Source organism: Caulobacter sp. GSs2, from assembly GCF_058680895.1.
Genome location: NZ_CM178725.1, coordinates 286,053 through 305,398 on the forward strand (window position 1 = coordinate 286,053; position 19,346 = coordinate 305,398).

18 protein-coding genes are annotated in these 19,346 nt (G+C 67.7%); 7 read left to right on the forward strand and 11 right to left on the reverse strand.

All coding sequences use genetic code 11. From position 1 onward, the window contains the following. Positions 1-100: 100 nt before the first annotated feature. Positions 101-1,231, forward strand: a complete 1,131-nt coding sequence (locus ACW17Z_RS01360) for a glycosyltransferase family 4 protein (protein WP_492057298.1) — start codon at positions 101-103, stop codon at positions 1,229-1,231. A 1-nt stretch (position 1,232) separates the two neighbouring features. On the opposite strand, the gene ACW17Z_RS01365 is transcribed toward ACW17Z_RS01360, so the two are convergent. The 3 genes from ACW17Z_RS01365 to ACW17Z_RS01375 form a co-directional block, all read right to left on the reverse strand. Further along, a complete protein-coding gene (locus tag ACW17Z_RS01365) occupies positions 1,233-2,114 on the reverse strand; it encodes a 4-(cytidine 5'-diphospho)-2-C-methyl-D-erythritol kinase (RefSeq protein WP_492057299.1) in 882 nt (293 codons plus the stop codon). Between the two features lie 40 nt (positions 2,115-2,154). Beyond that, on the reverse strand, positions 2,155-3,879 hold the full coding sequence (locus tag ACW17Z_RS01370; protein WP_492057300.1) for a tetratricopeptide repeat protein: 1,725 nt from the start codon (positions 3,877-3,879) through the stop codon (positions 2,155-2,157). Between the two features lie 124 nt (positions 3,880-4,003). Further along, the gene (locus ACW17Z_RS01375) at positions 4,004-5,677 is read right to left on the reverse strand and encodes an electron transfer flavoprotein-ubiquinone oxidoreductase (RefSeq protein WP_419316926.1); all 1,674 of its coding nucleotides are present in this window, start codon (positions 5,675-5,677) and stop codon (positions 4,004-4,006) included. Positions 5,678-5,843: 166 nt separating this feature from the next. Here ACW17Z_RS01375 and ACW17Z_RS01380 point away from each other — a divergent pair, with 166 nt between their 5' ends. Then, on the forward strand, positions 5,844-6,662 hold the full coding sequence (locus ACW17Z_RS01380) for a uracil-DNA glycosylase (protein ID WP_492057301.1): 819 nt from the start codon (positions 5,844-5,846) through the stop codon (positions 6,660-6,662). 57 nt (positions 6,663-6,719) lie between these two features. After that, positions 6,720-8,273 carry a lytic transglycosylase domain-containing protein gene (locus tag ACW17Z_RS01385; RefSeq protein ID WP_492057302.1) on the forward strand — a complete coding sequence of 518 codons (1,554 nt, stop codon included), beginning with the start codon at positions 6,720-6,722 and terminating at the stop codon, positions 8,271-8,273. Positions 8,274-8,378: 105 nt separating this feature from the next. Here the strand turns inward: ACW17Z_RS01385 and ACW17Z_RS01390 are convergent, their stop codons facing one another. Next, positions 8,379-8,867 (reverse strand): glycosyltransferase, encoded by a 489-nt coding sequence (locus tag ACW17Z_RS01390; protein ID WP_492057303.1) that lies wholly within the window; start codon positions 8,865-8,867, stop codon positions 8,379-8,381. Positions 8,868-8,946: 79 nt separating this feature from the next. Here ACW17Z_RS01390 and ACW17Z_RS01395 point away from each other — a divergent pair, with 79 nt between their 5' ends. After that, entirely contained in the window at positions 8,947-10,032 is a 1,086-nt protein-coding gene (locus tag ACW17Z_RS01395) for a PA0069 family radical SAM protein (RefSeq protein ID WP_492057304.1), read from the forward strand. Next, a complete protein-coding gene (locus tag ACW17Z_RS01400) occupies positions 10,032-10,583 on the forward strand; it encodes an SRPBCC family protein (protein ID WP_492057305.1) in 552 nt (183 codons plus the stop codon). The genes ACW17Z_RS01395 and ACW17Z_RS01400 overlap by 1 nt, the downstream gene beginning before the upstream one ends. A gap of 40 nt (positions 10,584-10,623) precedes the next feature. Here the strand turns inward: ACW17Z_RS01400 and ACW17Z_RS01405 are convergent, their stop codons facing one another. The 5 genes from ACW17Z_RS01405 to ACW17Z_RS01425 all read right to left on the reverse strand — a co-directional run bounded on the left by ACW17Z_RS01405 (position 10,624) and on the right by ACW17Z_RS01425 (position 15,697). Continuing rightward, positions 10,624-11,874 (reverse strand): RNA polymerase sigma factor, encoded by a 1,251-nt coding sequence (locus ACW17Z_RS01405; protein WP_492057306.1) that lies wholly within the window; start codon positions 11,872-11,874, stop codon positions 10,624-10,626. Further along, positions 11,871-12,242 carry a YciI family protein gene (locus ACW17Z_RS01410; protein ID WP_419316933.1) on the reverse strand — a complete coding sequence of 124 codons (372 nt, stop codon included), beginning with the start codon at positions 12,240-12,242 and terminating at the stop codon, positions 11,871-11,873. The genes ACW17Z_RS01405 and ACW17Z_RS01410 overlap by 4 nt, the downstream gene beginning before the upstream one ends. A 72-nt stretch (positions 12,243-12,314) precedes the next feature. Continuing rightward, positions 12,315-13,334 (reverse strand): acyltransferase family protein, encoded by a 1,020-nt coding sequence (locus ACW17Z_RS01415; protein ID WP_492057307.1) that lies wholly within the window; start codon positions 13,332-13,334, stop codon positions 12,315-12,317. Positions 13,335-13,392: 58 nt separating this feature from the next. Beyond that, the gene (locus tag ACW17Z_RS01420) at positions 13,393-14,457 is read right to left on the reverse strand and encodes a class I SAM-dependent methyltransferase (RefSeq protein ID WP_492057308.1); all 1,065 of its coding nucleotides are present in this window, start codon (positions 14,455-14,457) and stop codon (positions 13,393-13,395) included. Positions 14,458-14,464: 7 nt separating this feature from the next. Beyond that, positions 14,465-15,697 carry a class I SAM-dependent RNA methyltransferase gene (locus tag ACW17Z_RS01425; protein ID WP_492057309.1) on the reverse strand — a complete coding sequence of 411 codons (1,233 nt, stop codon included), beginning with the start codon at positions 15,695-15,697 and terminating at the stop codon, positions 14,465-14,467. 258 nt (positions 15,698-15,955) lie between these two features. Between ACW17Z_RS01425 and ACW17Z_RS01430 the strand changes: the two genes are divergently transcribed. Next, positions 15,956-16,576: a hypothetical protein gene (locus ACW17Z_RS01430; RefSeq protein ID WP_492057310.1), complete on the forward strand. Its 621-nt coding sequence runs from the start codon at positions 15,956-15,958 to the stop codon at positions 16,574-16,576. A 64-nt stretch (positions 16,577-16,640) separates the two neighbouring features. Here ACW17Z_RS01430 and ACW17Z_RS01435 read toward each other — a convergent pair whose 3' ends face one another. Continuing rightward, positions 16,641-17,372, reverse strand: a complete 732-nt coding sequence (locus ACW17Z_RS01435) for a TlyA family RNA methyltransferase (protein WP_492057311.1) — start codon at positions 17,370-17,372, stop codon at positions 16,641-16,643. A gap of 100 nt (positions 17,373-17,472) precedes the next feature. Between ACW17Z_RS01435 and ACW17Z_RS01440 the strand changes: the two genes are divergently transcribed. Continuing rightward, a complete protein-coding gene (locus ACW17Z_RS01440) occupies positions 17,473-18,957 on the forward strand; it encodes an amidase (RefSeq protein ID WP_492057312.1) in 1,485 nt (494 codons plus the stop codon). 22 nt (positions 18,958-18,979) lie between these two features. Here the strand turns inward: ACW17Z_RS01440 and ACW17Z_RS01445 are convergent, their stop codons facing one another. Further along, entirely contained in the window at positions 18,980-19,345 is a 366-nt protein-coding gene (locus ACW17Z_RS01445) for an iron chaperone (RefSeq protein WP_492057313.1), read from the reverse strand. Position 19,346: the final 1 nt, after the last annotated feature.

Here is a 19,346-nt window from a genome sequence, read left to right on the forward strand (position 1 = left end):
AGCCGAGCAGCATTCCTTTTTGCTGGCAAGTGGATTGCCAACCGGAAAGCCATATCGCATGCACCTCATACCCGTGTGATGAACGACTAATGGGACTGCCGTGAAGATCGCATTCGTTGATACATCCGGCCTGCGCTACACGCCGGAAACGCCATTCTTCCGGCCGCTCGGCGGCACCCAGTCGGCAGCCTGCTTCGTCTCTAGCGCCCTCGCGGCCCAGGGGCACGCCGTCAGCCTCATGTCGCCCGGCGCGACCGAGGAAGTGGTCATGGGCGTGCGATGCACGGACTTTGACTTTGAAACCGCCGCCGCGCGACTCAACGATCAGGATGCGGTTGTCGTCCTGACCCGACCAGTCGCTGCGCGTCTGCGCCAGGCTGGCGTGGTGGTCCCGCTGGTCAACTGGCAGCACAACGCCGTGGACAGCAATGGCGCAGCACCCTTCGCAGAACCTACCGAACGCGCCGCCTGGACGACGACGGTGTTCGTCAGCGCCTACCAGCGCGACAGCTACGCCAACAAGTGGGGCATGACCGGCACGGTAATCGGCAACGCCATCAATCCGAGCATGGCGCGGTCGTTAAGAACCCGGCCCACCTTCCTCGAGCGCAATGAGGACCCCGTGCTGATCTATGCCAGCGCCCCGGGGCGCGGGCTCGACTTCCTGCTGATGTCATTCCCGACGATCCGCAAGGCGCTGCCCAATGCTCGCCTGAAGATCTTTTCCGATCAGGCGATGTACCAGGTTCCGCCTGAAAAGGACGACTTCGCGGTCTATTATGAGGTCGCCCGCAATCTGCCTGGCGTCGACTATGTGGGCGGGCTGTCCCAGTCGAAACTGACCGAGGAAATGCTGGCGGCCGACATTTGGGCCTATCCGACGACCTTTATCGAGACCTCTTGCATCGTCATGATGGAGGCCGGCGCGGCGGGCTGCCTGCTGGTGGGCGCCGAGATCGGCGCCTTGCGCGAAACCTCGGGCCGCTTTGGTCGCCTGCTGGCCAGCGGCAACACCCGGGCCGGCTGGTCCGGCGCCTATGCTCGCGCCCTGGTTCGCGAGGTCGAGCGCGTGCGGGCCGATCCTCTGCCCTACCGGGATTTCATCGACCAGCAAATGGCGTGGTTCCGCAGCACCTGCGACTGGGATCGGCGCGCCGAGCAGTGGGCAACGCTTCTGGAAGGCCTGTCGCGCAATTCCGGCGAAGCCTCCGCTACACCGCCCTCGGTCTAGGTCAGACGCCACCGTCCAGCCGGCAGCGCCGCACCCACCAGTCGGGTCGCATGCTCTCCAGTCGTTCGACCAGCCCTTCGGCCTCGATGTCGCCGGCGCACAGCGCAAAGCAGGTGGCGCCCGAGCCCGACATCCGGGCCATCAGCGTCTCGGGTTCGTCGCGCAGGATGTCCAGCACCTCGCCGATCAGGGGCTCGAGCGCGATGGCGGGCGCCTCCAGATCGTTGCGGGTGGCCGCGACCAGCCAGGCGGCGACTTCCTCGGCGCTTTCGAAGGCGTCCGGCAACCAGGGCCGGGCCTCGCCTTCCGGCGCGATGGCGGCGTCATAGGCGCGATAGACCGCCCCAGTCGGCGACGGCGCCAGCGGATTGACCAGAACGGCGTTCAGCGACGGCAGGCCGGGCGCGGGCGACAGACGCTCTCCCCGCCCCTCGGCCAATACAGGCTGCCCCCACAGGCAGGCGGCGCCATCGGCGCCGAGGCTGGAGGCGATGGCTTCCAGCGCCTCGTTGGAGAGGCCTGGAGCCAGAGCGTCGCGCAGCAGGCGCAGGGCGGCTCCAGCGTCGCTGGAGCCGCCCCCGAGGCCCGCCGCGATCGGCAGGCGCTTGTCGAGCAAGAGACGGAACGGCGGCAGAGGCGCGGCCGCGCCGGCATGGAAGGCCCGGGCTGCGCGCATGACCAGATTGTCGTCGCCCGCCGGAATGCCGGCCCCGAACGGTCCAGTGGTCTCAAAGCTGGGCGCGTCGCTGGCCTGCAGCGAGACCTCGTCGCCGACGTTGGCGAAGACCATCAGGCTTGAGATCGGGTGATAGCCCCCCGCATCGGGTCCGCCGACGTGCAGGAACAGGTTGACCTTGGCCGGGGCGAAGGCGGAAAGGCGCATGGCGAAACCTTAGGACGAACGGCTAGACCCGTCCGATAGCTCAGTTGCCGGCGATGGTCGATGACGCCGCAGGTCCGACCTCGCCCAGGCCGTCCTTCAGCTTGGCTTCGGCGTCAGCCTTCTGCTTGGCGTCCGGCTCCAGGCTCAGCACCCGACGCCACTGGAACTCGGCTTCGATATGCCGGCCCGCGCGCCAGTAAGCGTCGCCCAGATGACCGTTGACGTCCGGATCGCCCGGTTCCATCTCGACGGCCTGCTCCAACTTCTCGACGGCGACCTTGTAGTTGCCCAGCCGGTAATAGCCCCAGCCCAGCGAATCGAGCATGGCGCCCGACTGCGGACGGGCGTCGACGGCCTTCTGGACCATGGCCAGGGCCTCGGGCAGACGCTCGTTGCGGTCGATCCAGGAATAGCCGAGGAAATTCAGCAGCTCCGGCTCGTCCGGATTGAGCTTCAGCGCCGCGCCCAGGTCATTCTGGGCCTCGGCCCAGCGACCCGCGCGCTCCAGGGAGATGCCCCGAAGATACAGCACGCGCCAATCGGGCCGTTCGGCTTCGCGGGCGATCAAGGAGTCCAGAACCTTGACCGACTCGTCCCAGTGCTCGTTGGCGCGCAGCAGGTCGGCCAGGGCGATCTGGGCGTCGCGGTCGCCGGGCGCGGTGACCATCGACTGGCGGGCGATTTCGAGCGCGCGGGTCTTGTCGCCGCTCTGCTGATAGGTCCAGGCCAGCTTGCCCTGGGCCGTCGCATACTGGGGCGAGCTTGCTGGAACATGGCCAAAGGCGGCGATGGCCCCGCGATGATCGTCGGCCTGGTTCAGCAGGTCGCCAACCAGCATCCAGGCCTCCTCCCGTTCGGGATCCAGCCGCAGGGCCAGACGCAGATAGGCCAGAGCGAACTGGCTCTGGCGCTCGCCGGCGAAGTTGGCGGCGCACGCCACCAGGTTCTGGGCTGCGCCCTGCCGGATCGACGGCATCGGCGGCGCTGGGCTCTTGGCCACGGCGCGCGCGCGGGCAGCCTGCAATCCAGCGTCCGACGGATCGGCGGCCAGGGCCTGGTCGTAGAGCGCGATCGCGTCAGCGTGGCGTTTGCGACGCTCGAGGAACGCGCCGTAGTCGAGCATGAAAATGCCGGCAGTATTCGATGACGCGGTCAGCGCCTTGTAGTCGGTCTCGGCCTCGTCATAGCGCCGGGCGCGTTCGAACAGGCGCGCCTGGCCCAACTGACCAAAATACTGCACCAGCCGGTCGTTCTGCAGGCTGGGCTGGACCGTCGCGCCCTCGGCGTCTCCTGCGGCGGCGGCAATCCAGGGCCCCAGCAGGGCGGCGGCCGGGCGGTGCGGGAAGGCGATCGGCTCGGCCTTCAGAAGGGCCTGGGCGTCCTTGCCCTTGCCGGAGGCCAGCAGTTCCACGATCCGGGTCAGCGTCCCCAGCCGCTTGATCGCCTCGCCCGCATCCTCGCCGCGAGGCGCGATTTGCGCGGCGCGGGTCACCTCGCCCGAGAGCAGCAGGGCGGTGAAGGTCCGCTCGCTGATCATGGCGGGATCATCAGCCAGCACGCCCGCAACGCCGAAATAGTCGGCCGCTTCGCGCGTGCGGCCGTCGCGCAGCGCCGCCTGTCCAGCCAGGAACTGGCCATAGGAACTGCGCACGTCGAACAAGGAGTAGCCGGCCGATACAGGACCGCGCAGGGCGACATCCGGGGTCGAAGCACAGGCCGTCAGGGTGAGCAGGGACGCGGCGGCGAGGAGGACTTTGAAACGCATGCTGGCACCCTGTTGGGTTTCGACGCGCGCCGCAAGTCCGGGGCGCGCGGCAAAAACGCTTGGTGGGCCCAGAGCACGCCAACAAAAAGGCCTCCCGATCGGTTCGATCAGGAGGTCCTTGTCGTCACATGTTCGGATAGTTGGGGCCGCCGCCGCCTTCGGGCGTGGTCCAGACGATGTTCTGCGATGGATCCTTGATGTCGCAGGTTTTGCAGTGGACGCAGTTCTGGGCGTTGATCTGGAAGCGGGGATCCGTCCCCTGCTCGTTGTACAGCACCTCATAGACGCCGGCCGGGCAGTAGAGCCGCGCCGGTTCGCCATATTTGGGCAGGTTGACCGAGATCGGGATCGACGGATCCTTCAGCGTCAGGTGAGCCGGCTGGTCTTCCTCGTGGTTGGTGGCTGACAGGAACACCGAAGACAGCTTGTCGAAGCTGATCACGCCGTCGGGCTTGGGATAGACGATCGGCTTGTGATCCTTGGCCAACTCGGTCGAGGCGGCGTCGGTCTTGTCATGCTTCATCGTGCCGAAGAACGAGAAGCCGCCCGTCAGGTGGGTGCACCACATGTCGAACATGCCGGCGGCGCCGCCGAAGAAGGTGCCCAGCTTGCCCAGCAGCGGCTTGGCGTTGCGGACGACCTTCAGCTCCTTGGCGACCCAGCTCTTCTCAAACGCCGTCTGGTACTCGACCAGCTCGTCGCTGGCGCGGCCGGCGGCCAGGGCCTTGAAGGCCTGTTCGGCGGCCAGCATGCCGGTCTTCATGGCGTTATGGCTGCCCTTGATGCGGGGCACGTTGACGAAGCCGGCCGAGCAGCCGATCAGCGCCCCGCCCGGGAAGGTCAGCTTGGGGATCGACTGATAGCCGCCCTCGGTGATGGCCCGCGCGCCGTAGGAGATGCGGCGACCGCCTTCCAGGTGCGGCTTGACGGTCGGGTGGTGCTTGAAGCGCTGGAACTCGTCGAACGGCGACAGCCACGGGTTCTTGTAGTTCAGGTGCACCACATAGCCGATCGACACGTAGTTATCGCCGAAGTGGTACATGAAGCTGCCGCCGCCGGTCTTGTCGTCCAGCGGCCAGCCGGTGGTGTGCTCGGCCAGGCCCGGCTGGTGCTTCTCGGGCGGCACCTGCCACAGTTCCTTGATGCCGATGCCGTACTTCTGCGGCGACTTGCCGGCCTGCAGGTCGAACTTGGCGATCAGTTGCTTGGCCAGCGAGCCCCGCACGCCCTCGGCGATGAACACGTACTTGCCGTGCAGTTCCATGCCGGGCTGGTAATCGGGCTTGTGTTCGCCGTCCTTGGCGATGCCGACCACGCCGACCACGACGCCCTTCAGCGAGCCGTCGTCGTTCCAGACCATGTCGGAGGCGGCGAAGCCGGGATAGATCTCGACGCCCAGCTCCTCGGCCTTGCCGGCCAGCCAGCGCGTCAGATTGCCCAGCGAAGCGATATAGCAGCCGTGGTTGTGCATGAACGGCGGCAGGGCGAACATCGGCAGAGACAGCTCGCCCTGCGGACCCAGGATCAGAAAGCGGTCCTTGGTGACCGGCGTCTCGAGCGGCGCGCCCTCTTCCTTCCAGTTGGGGAAGAGCTCGTTGAGGGCCTTGGGGTCGATCACCGCACCGGAAAGGATGTGCGCGCCGACCTCGGAGCCCTTTTCCAGCAAGGCGACCGAAATCTCGGTTCCAGCCTTGGCGGCCAACTGCTTGAGGCGAATGGCGGCCGACAAGCCGGCGGGGCCGCCGCCGACGATGACGACGTCGTATTCCATCGACTCGCGTTCGAGGACTTCGCTCATGGGATCTCCCGCCCCGGGGCCATCGCTTGCTTGGATGGCGCCCGTCTTATGACTGTTTGAATCTGACCTTATCCGAACGTGACGCAGTGGCGGTCAAGGATAAAGCGCTGACTTTTGTTGCGGCGCAGCGTGGAGAGCGGACAAAGATCACGCTATGGGTATCAGCATGAGCCTCGCCGTCGATCCACGCGCCGTCGAAAGCCTGCTCGCCTTCTGGGCGGATGCGGGGGTCGACGCCACCTATTCGGATGCGCCGATCGACCGTCTGGCCGAAGGTGCGGCCCTGCTGCGCGCCAAGAGCCAGCCGGCCGCCGTCGTGGCCGCAGCGCGTCCAATACTGGTTTCCAACGCCTCGCCCGATGTTTCGACGGCGATCGCCCAGGCCCGTGCGGCGGCGGCCGCCTGCCACGACCTGGAAGCCTTGGCCGCCGCCATCGCCGCCTTTGACGGATGCTCGCTGAAAACCCAGGGCGCCAGACAGGCCGTGGTTTCGCGCGGTCCGGGCGACGCGCCGCTGATGATCATCGGCGAGTGCCCCGGCGCCGACGAGGACGCACAAGGTCAGCCGTTTGTCGGTCGCGCCGGGCAACTTCTTGATCGGATGCTGAAGGCCTCAGGCCTGACCGACCGCGTTTTCATCACCAACACGGTCTTCTGGCGACCGCCGGGCAACCGAACTCCTACCCCCCAGGAACAGGCCGTCTGCGCGCCGTTCCTCGAACGCGCCATCGCCCTGGTGAACCCCAGGATGCTGCTGCTGATCGGCGGAGCCTCGGCCAAGGCCCTGCTCAAGCGCGACGAAGGCATTCTGTCGCTGCGGGGCCGCTGGTTCGAATGGACCTCGTCGGACGGCGAAAGGGAGCTGCCGGCTCTGCCGACCCTGCATCCGGCCTTCCTGCTCAGACAGCCGGCAGCCAAGAAGAAAGCCTGGCAGGATCTGCTGACCCTGACCGAAAGACTTGATCGCCCGGAGCGTCCCCACTAGGACTCTGGCCGACCAGTCGGAACGGGGACGCGCCGCCTTCGGGAAGCGCGATACGCATTGCAGCTCATTGCTCGACCTCTGGCCGTGCTCTCGGCCCTTGTCCTGTGTCTGGGCGCCGCTGTCGGCGTGCACGCATCCAGCCTCGAGCCGCTCACCAAGGACGACGTCCGCTATTATCGCGCTGCGTTCTCGGCCTCCGAACGCGGTGATTTCGACGCCGCCGAGGCGGCCTTCGCCAACGCCCGCGACAAAAGCCTGGCTGGCCGCCTGGCCTATGCCAAGGTCATGCACCCCCGCGCCTATACCGCCGAATACGAAGACCTGACCGGCTGGCTGAAGGCCTATGGCGAAGAGGCGGGGGCCGACAAGGTCTATACGCTGGCCGTCAAGCGCAAGCCGGCCAAGGGCCCCGCCCCGCGCCCGCCGGCCCTGTTTGTCGCGACCGAGAAAGGGCCGCCGCCGGCCGACAAGGCGCGCGGCGCGCGCGAGGCTTATTATTCCGGCGACATCGCCAGGGCCCTGACCCTGGCCCAGATCAGCGGCGAACGCTGGATCGCGGGTCTGGCCTCCTACCGACTTGGGCAGCACGCCCAGGCCCAGGACTATTTCGATCAGGTGGCCCGCGACGAAAGCCAGGACGACTGGCTGCGCGCCGCGGGAGCCTTCTGGGCTGCCCGCGCCGCCAGCGCGGCCGGACGCAGCGCTGACGCCCGCGAGGCGCTGATCGAGGCCGCCCGCTCGCCCAACACCTTTTACGGCATGATCGCCGCCCGCCAGCTGACCCTGGCCGGGGTGGCGCTGCCCAATGATCCCGACGATCCGATCGCCGCCCTGATCAGCCGCTTCAGCTATGACGGCCCGGACATCACCTCGCTGAACCGCCTGCTGAGCGCCGACGACCGCGCCCGTCGCGCTGCTGCCCTGGCCCAGATCGGGCGCTGGGTCGAGGCCGGCCAGGAATTGCGCGCAGGCCTCTCGCTGGCCCAGACCGAGAAGGCGCGCGGCGACTGGATGAGCCTGACCCTGGCCCTGAACGCTCGCGCCCCGCTGAATGCAGGTCGCCCCGTCGCCCGCCTCGGCTCGGATGACTATCCCCTGCCCCCGCTGGAGCCCAAGGGCGGCTTCACCATCCACAAGGCCATGGTCTACGCCCTGGTGCGCCAGGAGAGCCGCTTTGACCCCTCGGCGGTCTCGGGCGCCGGCGCGGTGGGCCTGATGCAGCTGATGCCGATCGCCGCCGCCCGCGCCGCCGGCGACGACAAGCTGCTGGCCGACAACACGCCCCTGCTGGATCCGGCCTTCAACCTGCGGGTCGGGCAGGACTATTTCACCTGGCTGATGGATCGCGGCCTGCAGAGCAATGACATGCTGCGCGCCGTGGCGGCTTATAACGGTGGCCCCGGCACCCTGCTCAAGACCCAGGCCCAGCTGGGCGCCGACTGTGACAGCCTGCTGCTAATCGAAAGCCTGCCGGCTGTTGAGACGCGCAACTATGTCGAGAAGGTCGTGGCCTCGTACTGGACCTATCGCCGGCTGATGGGCGCCGAGACCCGCACGCTCGACGCCGTGGCTCTGGGCGCGCGCGAGATCGACTTCCGTCTGGACCTCTAGAGCGTTATTCGGCGAAGTGAATACCGGTTCGCCGCCGAAATAACGCGTCAAAACAAGAATCTAGAGCAAACGACATGACTCAAATATGGCGACCTTTGCTCTAGGTCACCAGACGATTCGCTTAGCGCCAACCGCGCCGATCAGTCTGGCAAAGCCCGTATCGCCGGCGCGAAAACCGCCACTGGCTTCGTAGCGTCGCGCCGAGAGCAAGAGGCCCTGCGGCTTCGTGAATGGCCGGCGAAACCACGGCAGGCCCGGACGCGGCAGGCTGGCCGCCTTGTCCCAGCCGGCATTGATCTGCTTTTCCGCCACCGCGCGCCAGCCTTCCGGCAGGATCGCATCCGGTTCAAGCAGCATCAGCCAGTCGCCGCGCGGCCGCTTACAGGCCGCCGCCAGGCGCGCCCCGACATCGTCGCCGGCGGCCACGATCCGCGCGCCGCAGTCCTCGGCGATATCCAGGGTGTCGTCGGTGGAGCCGCTATCGGCCAGCACCACCTCGCGGACCAGACCGTCGACCGCCGCTGTCACAAGGCTGGTGAGACACGGCCCGATCAGGTGGGCGCTGTCGTGGGTGGGGATGACGACGGTGATCATGCCTCCTGCTTCACGGCGTCAGGCCCTTTGGTCAAGTCTGGTTCTTGTTATGTTCTCAATTCAAAGCTAGGGTCAGCCCATGCCCGCCCCAGCTCACATGAACCGCGTTGACCTTCGAGGCCGCGGCGCGCGGTCGAACGAGACCAGCCGGTTCGAGAGTTTTCGCTCCGAGGCCTTCGAGGATGGCTGGACCGAGGAGGACGAGGCGGCGCGGCCGCTGACCACCTCCATCCAGCCGATGAAGTCCAAGACCATCATCGCCAAGAACGACAGCCCCGACATCAGCTTCAATCGCTCGATCAATCCGTATCGGGGCTGCGAGCACGGCTGCATCTACTGCTACGCCCGACCGGCCCACGCCTATCTGGGTCTGTCGCCGGGCCTGGACTTCGAATCCAAGCTGTTCTTCAAGCCGGAGGCCGGAAAGCTGCTGGAGCGCGAGCTGTCCAAGCCCAGCTACAAGCCTCAGGTCATCCATATCGGCGGCGACACCGACCCCTATCAGCCGCAGGAAAAGACCCTGCGGGTCACCCGCGCGGTGATCGAAACCCTGGCGCGGTTCAACCACCCCTTCACGATCATCACCAAGTCGGCCCTGATCACCCGCGACCTCGACATCCTGGGGGCCATGGCCAAGGCGGGCCTGGTGCGGGCGGCGGTGTCGGTCACCACGCTGGACCGCAGGCTGGCTCGCAGCATGGAGCCGCGCGCCGCTACGCCCGAGCGTCGCATTGACGCTGTTCGTCAGTTGGCCGCCGCCGGCGTGCCGGTGACCGTGATGTTCGCGCCCTCGATTCCCTCGCTGAACGACCACGAAATGGAGGCGATCCTGCAGCGCGCCGCCGAGGCCGGAGCGACCTCGGCCGGCTATGTCGCCCTGCGTCTGCCGCTGGAGATCAACGACCTGTTCCAGCAGTGGCTGGCCACCGATCACCCCGACCGCGCCAAGCGGGTGATGTCGCTGGTGCGCCAAATGCGCGGCGGCGCGGCCTATGCTTCCGAATGGGGCACGCGCATGACCGGAGAAGGCCCGGTGGCCGAGGTGATGAGCCAGCGGTTTGATGTCGCCCGGCGACGGTTCGGGCTGGATGCGCCGGTGCAGCGCATGGATGTCGGTGCGTTCAGGGTCCCAGCCAAGGCCGGCGACCAGATGAGCTTGTTTTGATGCGTCCGCTGGGCCGTGACGAGGAGCCGATCCGGCGCATTGGCGAAGTCATCACTTTGCTAGTTCGGAGCGGCCCCATAGCCGATCCTACGGTCGTTCACGCCACCTTCGTTCTCGAACGCGTCTATCCGGCGAAGCCAGAGCGGGTGTTCGCCGCCTTCGCCAAAGCCTCGTCCAAGAGATCTTGGTTCGCCGAAAGCCCAAGCCACGATGTCGAGACGTTCGAGATGGACTTCCAGATTGGAGGTGCGGAAACCGCCCGCTATCGCTTCAAACCGGGTGGCCCGTTCGAAGGCGTAGTCCTTGCGAGCGACGGGGCCTATCTGGATATCCAGCCAGGGAACCGGATCGTCAGCGCCTCGACCCTGAGCCTGGGCGACCAGCGTATCTCGGCTTCTCTGGTCACCATCACCCTGTCGCCGACAAGGGATGGAACAGCGCTTACCTGCACACACCAGGGGGCGTTTTTCGAAGGCGCCGACGGTCCGAAGATGCGCGAGGCAGGGTGGCGGCGGCTTCTCGATCAGTTGGCGAAAAGTCTGATGAACTAGATTCAGGATCCGCCAGCAGTCGCTCGATAAAGCTCGGAATTCAGCGCACGGACTCGCGCGCCAGCCGATCCAGATGCTGGCGGATATGGGCCGCCTCGGCGGCGGTGCCGGCCAGGGCGATCGCGCGGTCGAAGGCAGTCCTCGCCTCCTCCGCCCGCCCCGTCTGCAGCAGAAAGGCGCCCCGCGCGCCGTGGAAGTGGAAGTAGCCGCCCAGACGCGGCTCCAGCGGTTCGATCATCGCCAGCGCCGCCTCCGGTCCCTGGACCTTGGCCACAGCGACCGAACGGTTCAGCGTCACGACAGGCGACGGCTGCATGAGTTCCAGCGTCGCATAGAGCTGGTCGATCTCGACCCAGTCCGTGTCTTCCGGCCGCGCTGCCCGGGCATGTAGGGCCGCTATGGCAGCCTGCACCTGATAAGGGCCCGGCCGCCGCCGCCACATGGCCTTGTCGATCAGGGCCAGACCCTCATCGATCATCCGCCTGTGCCAGAGCGAGCGGTCCTGATCCTCCAGCAGGATGGCCGCGCCGCTGGCGTCGAACCGCGCCGCCGAGCGCGCGTGCTGTAGTAACATCAGAGCCGTCAGGCCCATGATCTCTGGCTCGGACGAGAACAGCCGCAACAGCAGGCGCGCCAAGCGGATCGCCTCGTCGCACAGCGGCCCCTTCGCCTCCGCGGCCGCGCCGCTGGCCGAATAGCCTTCGTTGAAGACGAGATAGATCATGGCCGCAACGGCCGCGAGACGCTCGGCGCGCTCGATCGGCCCCGGCGTCTCGAACGGCGCGTCGCCGCCGGCCACGCGCGCCTTGGCGCGGGTGATCCGCTGTTCCATGGCCGCCTCGCTGACCAGGAAGGCCCTGGCGATCTGCTTGACCGACAGGCCCGAGATCACCCGCAGGGCCAGGGCGATCTGCTGGGTGGCCGGGAGATCCGGATGGCAGCAGATGAACAGCAGGCGCAGGACGTCGTCGCGATAGTGCGAGCCGTCCAGCCGCTCGACCAGCGCGGCTTCGGCGTCCTCCAGGTCGGACAGCAATTCTTCCGGCGGCAGGGGCTGCTGGCGGCTGGTCTTGCGACTGGCGTCGATGGCGGCGTTGCGGCCGACCAGGATCAGCCAGGCGGTCGGATCACGCGGCGGGCCGTTCTTTGGCCAGTTCTGCAGGGCGCGCAGGCAGGCGTCCTGAAAGGCCTCCTGCGCGGCGTCCAGGTCACGGAAATAGCGCAGCAGGGCCGCCGTCGCCTGGGGACGGGCGGCGGCCAGCGTCGCGTCGATCCAGGCAGGGTCGGTCATGCGGGCAGCGATCCGGGGCGCAGCAGGGCCATCGGACGGATTTCATAGGCCCCGCCGGGATTGGCGCGGCCCAGGTCCTTGGCCGTTTCGACGGCCTCGTCCAGATCGGCGCACTCGATGACGAAAAAGCCCAGCAACTGCTCCTTGGTCTCGGCGAACGGGCCGTCCAGCACGATCGGCGGCTCGCGGTCCTTGCGAAGCGTGGTGGCCGCCGTGGTCGGCATCAGGCGCGCCACGGGACCCAGGCGACCGGCCCTGGCCAGCTTCTCCTCGACGACACCGAGGTCGGCCATGACCTTGTCATTGTGCTCCTGCGACCAGGCGCAGACCGTGTCTTCGTCGTGATAGCAAAGGATGGCGTAGAGCATGGACGGTGCTTCCTCGTCTGGTCCCAGGACGGACGAGCATGCCGCGCGCCGACACCGGGCGGGTGACAAATTTCAGGCCCTGGCCCAGCGGGCCTTCAGCCAGCGGCGCACGGGAAGGTCATAGACCTTCAGAACACCCCAGGCGCCGGCGATGATCAAGACGACCGCGACCGCCAGAAAGACGCCGGGATAACCCTTGCCGCCCGCCGCGCGGAAGGCGCGCAGCAGCAGTTCCCACAGCACCCAGTGCAGCGCATACAGCGGATAGGAGATCTCGCCGCTGAACCGGCAGATCGCGCCGGCCCGGCCTTCGGGATCGCGATGGCCCAGCAGCACGATCAGCGGAAACACCACGGCCACGCAGAGCAGGTCGTAGGTCGCGGTATAGTCCATCGGCGGAACGGCCAGCACCGCCAGCAGCACCAGGGCCAGCAGCCAGGCCGGGGCCGACAGCCGCACATAGGCCTGGATCCGATAGCAGGCCCAGCCCAGGGCGAACGGGAAGATCGTGCGGATGACGCCGATCCAGTAGGTGGCCCGATCCCAGCCGGTCTGCACCCCGCCCATGCCATAGGCGATGCCGATCAGCACCCCACCCGACACGACGATGACCAGCACCAGCCAAAGGGTCGCCAGACGTCGCGCGGGGAACCACAGCGCGCTGGCCAGCAACTCGAGAAACAGCGACCAGGCCGGCGGATTCAAAGGGAAAAGCGGTGAGAAGCTGTCTTCGTCGCCAACCCAGATCCTGGGCAGGACCAGAAGCCCCATCAGCAGGCACATCAGGATATTGTCGCGATGCCCGATCATCACCAGGGCCCCGGCGACCATCGAGACAGCGATCAGCGGCCAGACCCGGATCAGGCGGGCCCGCATAAAGCTCCCCCAACTCATGGCGCGGTCGCCATAGGCGTGGGCCAGGACAAAGCCGCTGAGGCAGAAGAAGAAGTCCACGGCCAGATAGCCGTGGGCCATCAGCCAGGGTCGATAGGTCCAGCCCCCAAGATGGTAGAGCAGCACCCCAACCGCCGCGATGCCGCGCAGGCCGTCCAGGGCCTCATAGCGACGCCCGCCGTCGATCGATTGCCCCAACGCGCTCGCCCCCGATACAGGGCCGCTTAGTGCCGCGCCCCGGGCCGTCCGTCCAGCCTCAGGCTTTCTCGAACAACATCGCCTTGGTCAGGAAAGCCCGATCTTCGCTGATCAGTCGCAGGCCGGCCCCGCTGAACAGGGCCGCCAGATCGGTCTGGGCGTAGGTCGAATAGTAGGGTTCATGAAAATAGGCCGGAAAGGCTTCCAGCAGGCGGACCAGGTCGGGTTCGTCGGTCGGCTGCACCGAGTCGACGAAGACCAGAACGCCGCCGGGCTTGAGCACGCGGGCGATGGACGCGGCCACGACCGGCCGCACACGCGGCGGCAGTTCGTGGAACAGATAGACACAACTGACGGCATCCAGCGACCCGTCGGCGAACGGCAGGGTCTCGATATTGGCCTGCACCACCCCGACTCCGGCGCGTCGCCGGGCCTGGGCCAGATAGGCCGGCGACAGGTCCAGACCTGCCAGGGCGGCGCGCGGAAAGGCCGCCTTGAGGTCGCGCAGGAAGGCGCCGGCCCCGCAGGCCGCATCGACGACGCGCAGGTCGCGATGATCCAGCCCACGCCAGTGTTTGGCCAGCAGGGACAGCCCGCGCCGGCGCATGGCTCCGGCCGTTCCGGCAAACAGCGCCTCGACCTGGGCGTCGTAGCGCCGCGCGCTCTCGGCGGTGAACCAGCCGCCAGACTGGTAATGAAAGTTCTGGCGATAATAGTTTGGATAGGCTTCGGTTTCAGCTTCTGACCTGACCTCGACGCCATCGCCGCGGCGACGGCGCTGATCAACGGCGCGGGCGTCCACCAGAAAGTCGAGGGCGCCCAGCAGCGACTTTACCGGCCGGGTCGGCGCATCTTCCACGGCCGGGTAGAGCCCTGCGGCGACGTCGCGGGCGTCCTTCTCGAACGCCTCCAGATAGACCCGGCGCAGCCGCGCCGTCGAGACCGGCGGGCCTGCGGGCTGGAAGCGTCGCGCCGCCTCGCCCCGGGTCGGCTGGGTGATGGCGCGGGCCAGCCCGCCGGCGGCGCCCCACCAGGCGGCCTTGGCGGCAGCCTTGGCGCGCTGACCGACCGCGTCTAGCGCGAAGGCGCTGCGTTCACGTCGCTCGATGGCCTGATCGTCCATGGCTGCCTCATCGCGTGAAGACCCCGACCAGTTCAATATGGGGCGACCAGACGAACTGGTCTACCGGCAGCACCTTTTCCAGCGTGAAGCCGGCGTCGACCAGCAGGCGGGCGTCCCGGGCGAAGGTCGCGGGATTGCACGAAACGCTGACCACCTTGGCCACCTTGGAGTTGGCGATCTCGACGGTCTGCTCGTAGGCGCCGGCGCGCGGCGGATCGATCACGACCACGTCGGTCTTGGCCAGTTCCATGGTAAGCATCGGGCGACGGACAAGATCACGGGCCTCGGCGGTGATCGGCTTGAGGCCCGGCGCGCTGCCGATGGCGGACTTCAGGGCGGCCACAGCCAGGGCGGCGGAATCGGCGGCGTAGACTGCGGCGATTTCGGCCAGGCGGAACGTGAAGGTGCCGGCGCCGCAATAGAGGTCAGCAATCCGGGTCGCGCCCTGGGCCGCCTCGACGGCGAAGGCCACCATGGCCTTCTCGGCCTGCGGCACGGCCTGAAGGAAGCTGCCGGGCGACAGGGCCACGACAGCGGGTCCCAGCTTCACCAGCGGCTGGCGGGCCATGTAGACGACCTCGCCGGCCAGGGTGACACGGGCGAAGTCGCCTTCGCTGGCCGCCATGGCGGCCACCATCCGGGCGTCAGCCGACAGGCCGCCGCTCTTGGCCTCGACGCCGGTGATGTCGATGTCCAGGCCTGTCGCCGTCAGGGTGACGTGGAGGGTCGGGGCTGACTTGGGATGTTCCAGGAACGGCTGGGCCAGGCGCGCTAGGGCCGGAAAGGCGGCGACCAGACGCGGGTCGGTGACCGGACACTCCTCGATCTTCACCAGGTTCCAGGAGCGCCGCTCCTTGAAGCCAAGGCGCACGCCGCCCTTGCCGCCCCGGGCGTGCAGGGCCACGCGGCGACGCGATGCGGGCGGAGCCGCGAAGATCGGCAGGATCTCCGTCTCCAGGCCCTCGTGCGAGAGCTGGACGCGGACCAGCTCGGACTTCCAGTCCAGATACGGCTGCTGGGCCCAGTGCTGGCTTGTGCAGCCGCCACATTCGCCAAAGTGCCGGCACGTTGGCGTCACGCGGTCGGGGCTGGCGTCGAGGATCTCGAGCAATTCGCCGCGCGAACCGTCCATCTTCACCCGCACCCGTTCGCCGGGCAGGGTCAGGGGCACAAACACCGGGCCTTCTCGGACGATGCCGTCGCCCTGGGCGCCGACCGCGTCGATGATCACTTCACGCATTCCGTATCCAATCTCGCGGCGGGAACCATCAACGGATCCCGCCCTTTCAAGCCCATGAGCCATGCCGGCCACGAACGCGGAGGCCCGATGGCCCCTTCGCGGGTGTCCATACCCTCAAAAGGGTCCTTTGGCATGGACGAAGATGAACACCTCGCTCAACGAGCGTTCATGTTCGCGCGATCATGGTGCAGCTTCGGGTCGGCGGGGCGTACTATCGGCTGACCTAAAAATGCCATCAGTAAGCTTGAGAGAGTCGCCATGACCAACAGGACGCCGACCATGAAGATCGCTCTGTGCGCCGCCATCGCGGCCGTCGCCGCCGGTGCTTTCGCTCCCACCTTCGCCAGCGCCCAGGCCTATGGCCAGTCCAGCTATCGGGGCGGCGCCTATGACAACAACGGCTACTATTACGATCCCTGCCGCCGCAGCACGACGCAGCGCGGCACGGGCGGCGGTCTGGCCGGCGCAGGTCTGGGCGCGGCGATCGGCGGCAGCGTTGCGGGCAATGGCGCCAAGACCGAAGGCGCCGTCCTGGGCGGCCTGCTGGGCGCGGTGATCGGCAGCAAGATCGGCAGGAACTCGGCGGCCTGCGCCCCGGGCGCGACCCCGCCGCCTCCGCCGCCGACCGCCTATAATCGCTACGACAATGGCTACGACGCCCGCCCCTATGAGGATCCTCGCTACGAGGACGCGCGTCGGGAGGCCGACCGCGACGCCTATCGGCAGGATTCCTATTCCTATCGGGTCGATCGGCGCTCGGCCGACATCAATGGCTGCACCCTGGCCGAGAGCCCCATCTACCTGCCCGACGGTCGCGTCCAGAAGCGCTTCGTGCGCGTCTGCCCCGACGCCCAGGGCCGCTTCCAGGTTGTCGACTAGGCTCGCCAGCGCTTGACCTGACTGCACGGCAGACGGCCGCTCGCCTCGCGTGAGCGGCCGTTTCCTATCGGCGGCGCGCCCAGACCAGGCTCTCGACCTGGCCGTCGCCCCCGGTGATCGGGCTTTCGTCCTCGCCCATCACGGTCCAGCCCGCCTCTTCGAGAAAGTCGACGATCTCGCGGCGCACGCGGGCGATCGTCTGGGGATCCTTGACCAGCCCGTTCTTGCCGACATGGCCTTTCCCCGCCTCGAACTGCGGCTTCACCAGGGTGACGAGATCGGTCCCCGAGGGCGCCAGGGCCAGGGCGGCTGGAAGCGCCTTGGTCATCGAGATGAAGCTGACATCGCTGACGATCAGCTCGGGATCTTCCTCGATCCAGCTGGTGTCGAGGATGCGGGCGTCGGTGCCGGACAGGTCGACCACCCGCTCGTCATTGACCAGGCTGTGATGCAACTGCTCGCGCCCGACATCGACCGCATAGACCTTGGCCGCGCCGCGCGACAGCAGCACCTCGGTGAAGCCGCCGGTCGAGGCGCCGACGTCGATGGCCACCTTGCCCTCGACGGCAATGGGCCACAGGTCCAGGGCGTGAACCAGCTTCAGCGCGCCACGCCCGACCCACGGATGGGCCAGCGAGGCGCGAATCGACACGTGCTCTTCCACCATCTCGGAGGGCTTGAGGACAACGACGCCATCGGCGCGCACCAGTCCGGCCTCAATGGCCTCACGGGCCTTGGCGCGGCTGTCGAACAGGCCGCGCTCCATCATCAGAACATCTACACGTCTACGGGTCATGGACCGCCTCTAGCACGGACTTGCGGTCGCGGTCGCTTCAGGTTCAACTGAACGCTGTTCACCGGCGCGCCAAGACGCCGGTCGCCTGGGAGGAATTTTCATGCACTTCAGTCGCCGCGGCCTGCTGGCCGCCTCCGCCGCGATCGCCGCCGCGCCCTCCGTCGAGGCCAAGCCCAGGTCCGCCAGTCAGCCCGCCTGGACGCCCGACGCCACCGAGATCGCCGGCCGCATCCGTCGCAAGGAGGTCAGCGTCGCCGAGGTGGTCGAAGAGGCCATCCGCAAGGCCGAGGCCCTGCAGCCCAAGGTCGGGGCCATCGTCACCTCCGACTTCGAGCGCGCGATGGACAAGGCCAAGGGGGGACAGCTCTCCGGCCCGTTCGCCGGCGTGCCTTTCCTGATCAAGGACCTGGATCCCTATATCGGCCTGCCGACCCGCTACGGCTCGCGCAGTTCGATGGGCGCGAAGCCTGAAAAGGCGCAGACCGCCTTTGTCGACGCCTATGACCGGGCGGGCCTGGTCGTGATCGGCAAGTCGACGACGCCGGAATATGGCTTCCTGCCGACGACCGAGCCGATGGGCTTTCTGCCCACGCGCAATCCCTGGAACCTGAACCATTCCTCAGGCGGTTCATCCGGCGGCGCCGCGGCGGCGACCGCATCCGGGATCGTGCCCTTCGCCCATTCCAGCGACGGCGGCGGCTCAATCCGTATCCCGGCCTCCAATTGTGGTCTGTTTGGTCTCAAGCCTTCGCGCGGTCGGATGATCCAGGGCCGGCCAGGCGACCGCGGTGTCGATCTCTCCGTGGCCCACTGCGTCAGCCACAGCGTGCGCGATTCGGCGGCCCTGTTCGCGGCCAGCGAGCGCACGGCGGCGGGTTCACCCTTTGCGCCGGTCGGGGTGGTCACCGAACCCCTGAAGAAGCGTCTGAAGGTCGGCCTGCTGTTCGAGACCGGCACCGGCCAAAAGCCCGACGCCGAGGTCATTGCCGCCGTCGAGGGCGCGGCCAAGCTGATGGCCAGCCTGGGGCATCATGTCGAGCCCACGCGCTGGCCGATGGACGGAGCCCAGTTTGGCCGGGACTTCACCGCCCTGTGGTCCACCGGCGCGGCCGAACTTGCAGCCGGCGTCAGCAAGGCCATGGGCCGCAAGGCGGACGCCTCGGTGCTGGAGCCCTTCACCCTGGGCATGGCCGACCTGGTCGCCGGCCTGAAGCCGGGTGACATCGAGGCCGCCGTCGGCCGGCTGCAGGCCTCGGCCAAGGCCTATGACACCTGGCTGACCCAGTATGACGTGATCCTGTCGCCCGTCCTGGGCAGCCCGCCGGCCGAGCTGGGCTTCGTCGGCGGCTCGGTGCAGTTCGATACGCTGCAGGCCCGCCTGATGCACTATGTCGGCTACACGCCGGTGCACAATGTCGCCGGCGCTGCGGCAATGAGCGTCCCCCTGCACTGGACGGCGACGGGCCTTCCCGTCGGGGTGCACTTCGCCGCACGCATCGGGGCGGAGAAGCTGCTGTTCCAGCTGGCCTATCAGCTGGAGGCGGCCCAGCCCTGGGCCCATCGCAAGCCGCCGACCTCGCTCTAGGTCGACGGGGCGAGCGGGGGCGTCAAGCGCACCCGCTCGCCTTGCGCGCCTGCACATCGGCCAGGATCTCGGCGATGACGTCGAAGTCCATCCTGTCGGGCTTGCGCCAGCGAATGCAGCCCTTGCCGCAGCTGGCCGCGCCCAGGCGATCGCCGAAGCGCTCGATCGCCCCCTGCCCCGCATAGAGCGCGATATGCTGCTTCTGGCTGTTGAAGGCGATCCAGGGGGCCCTGGCGTCGCCATAGGCCGGCATGCCAAACGCCATCAGCTCGCTGTCGGCCCCAAAGGTCTCGCGGCACAGCGAACGAAGGCGGTCCAGCGCCGGGCGGCGGTCGGGCGAGACCTCCGACATGAAGTCATCGACGCTCGCCGCCTTCGACTGGACCATG

Excerpts from the sequence above, each read along its gene's own strand:
- ACW17Z_RS01420 (WP_492057308.1), bottom strand. The coding sequence starts at position 14,457 with ATGGACGATCAGGCCATCGAGCGACGTGAACGCAGCGCCTTCGCGCTA.
- ACW17Z_RS01380 (WP_492057301.1), top strand. The coding sequence starts at position 5,844 with ATGAGCCTCGCCGTCGATCCACGCGCCGTCGAAAGCCTGCTCGCCTTC.
- ACW17Z_RS01400 (WP_492057305.1), top strand. The coding sequence starts at position 10,032 with ATGCGTCCGCTGGGCCGTGACGAGGAGCCGATCCGGCGCATTGGCGAA.
- ACW17Z_RS01365 (WP_492057299.1), bottom strand. The coding sequence starts at position 2,114 with ATGCGCCTTTCCGCCTTCGCCCCGGCCAAGGTCAACCTGTTCCTGCAC.
- ACW17Z_RS01370 (WP_492057300.1), bottom strand. The coding sequence starts at position 3,879 with ATGCGTTTCAAAGTCCTCCTCGCCGCCGCGTCCCTGCTCACCCTGACG.
- ACW17Z_RS01445 (WP_492057313.1), bottom strand. The coding sequence starts at position 19,345 with ATGGTCCAGTCGAAGGCGGCGAGCGTCGATGACTTCATGTCGGAGGTC.
- ACW17Z_RS01395 (WP_492057304.1), top strand. The coding sequence starts at position 8,947 with ATGCCCGCCCCAGCTCACATGAACCGCGTTGACCTTCGAGGCCGCGGC.
- ACW17Z_RS01410 (WP_419316933.1), bottom strand. The coding sequence starts at position 12,242 with ATGCTCTACGCCATCCTTTGCTATCACGACGAAGACACGGTCTGCGCC.
- ACW17Z_RS01425 (WP_492057309.1), bottom strand. The coding sequence starts at position 15,697 with ATGCGTGAAGTGATCATCGACGCGGTCGGCGCCCAGGGCGACGGCATC.
- ACW17Z_RS01390 (WP_492057303.1), bottom strand. The coding sequence starts at position 8,867 with ATGATCACCGTCGTCATCCCCACCCACGACAGCGCCCACCTGATCGGG.
- ACW17Z_RS01435 (WP_492057311.1), bottom strand. The coding sequence starts at position 17,372 with ATGACCCGTAGACGTGTAGATGTTCTGATGATGGAGCGCGGCCTGTTC.
- ACW17Z_RS01430 (WP_492057310.1), top strand. The coding sequence starts at position 15,956 with ATGACCAACAGGACGCCGACCATGAAGATCGCTCTGTGCGCCGCCATC.
- ACW17Z_RS01375 (WP_419316926.1), bottom strand. The coding sequence starts at position 5,677 with ATGAGCGAAGTCCTCGAACGCGAGTCGATGGAATACGACGTCGTCATC.
- ACW17Z_RS01405 (WP_492057306.1), bottom strand. The coding sequence starts at position 11,874 with ATGACCGACCCTGCCTGGATCGACGCGACGCTGGCCGCCGCCCGTCCC.
- ACW17Z_RS01440 (WP_492057312.1), top strand. The coding sequence starts at position 17,473 with ATGCACTTCAGTCGCCGCGGCCTGCTGGCCGCCTCCGCCGCGATCGCC.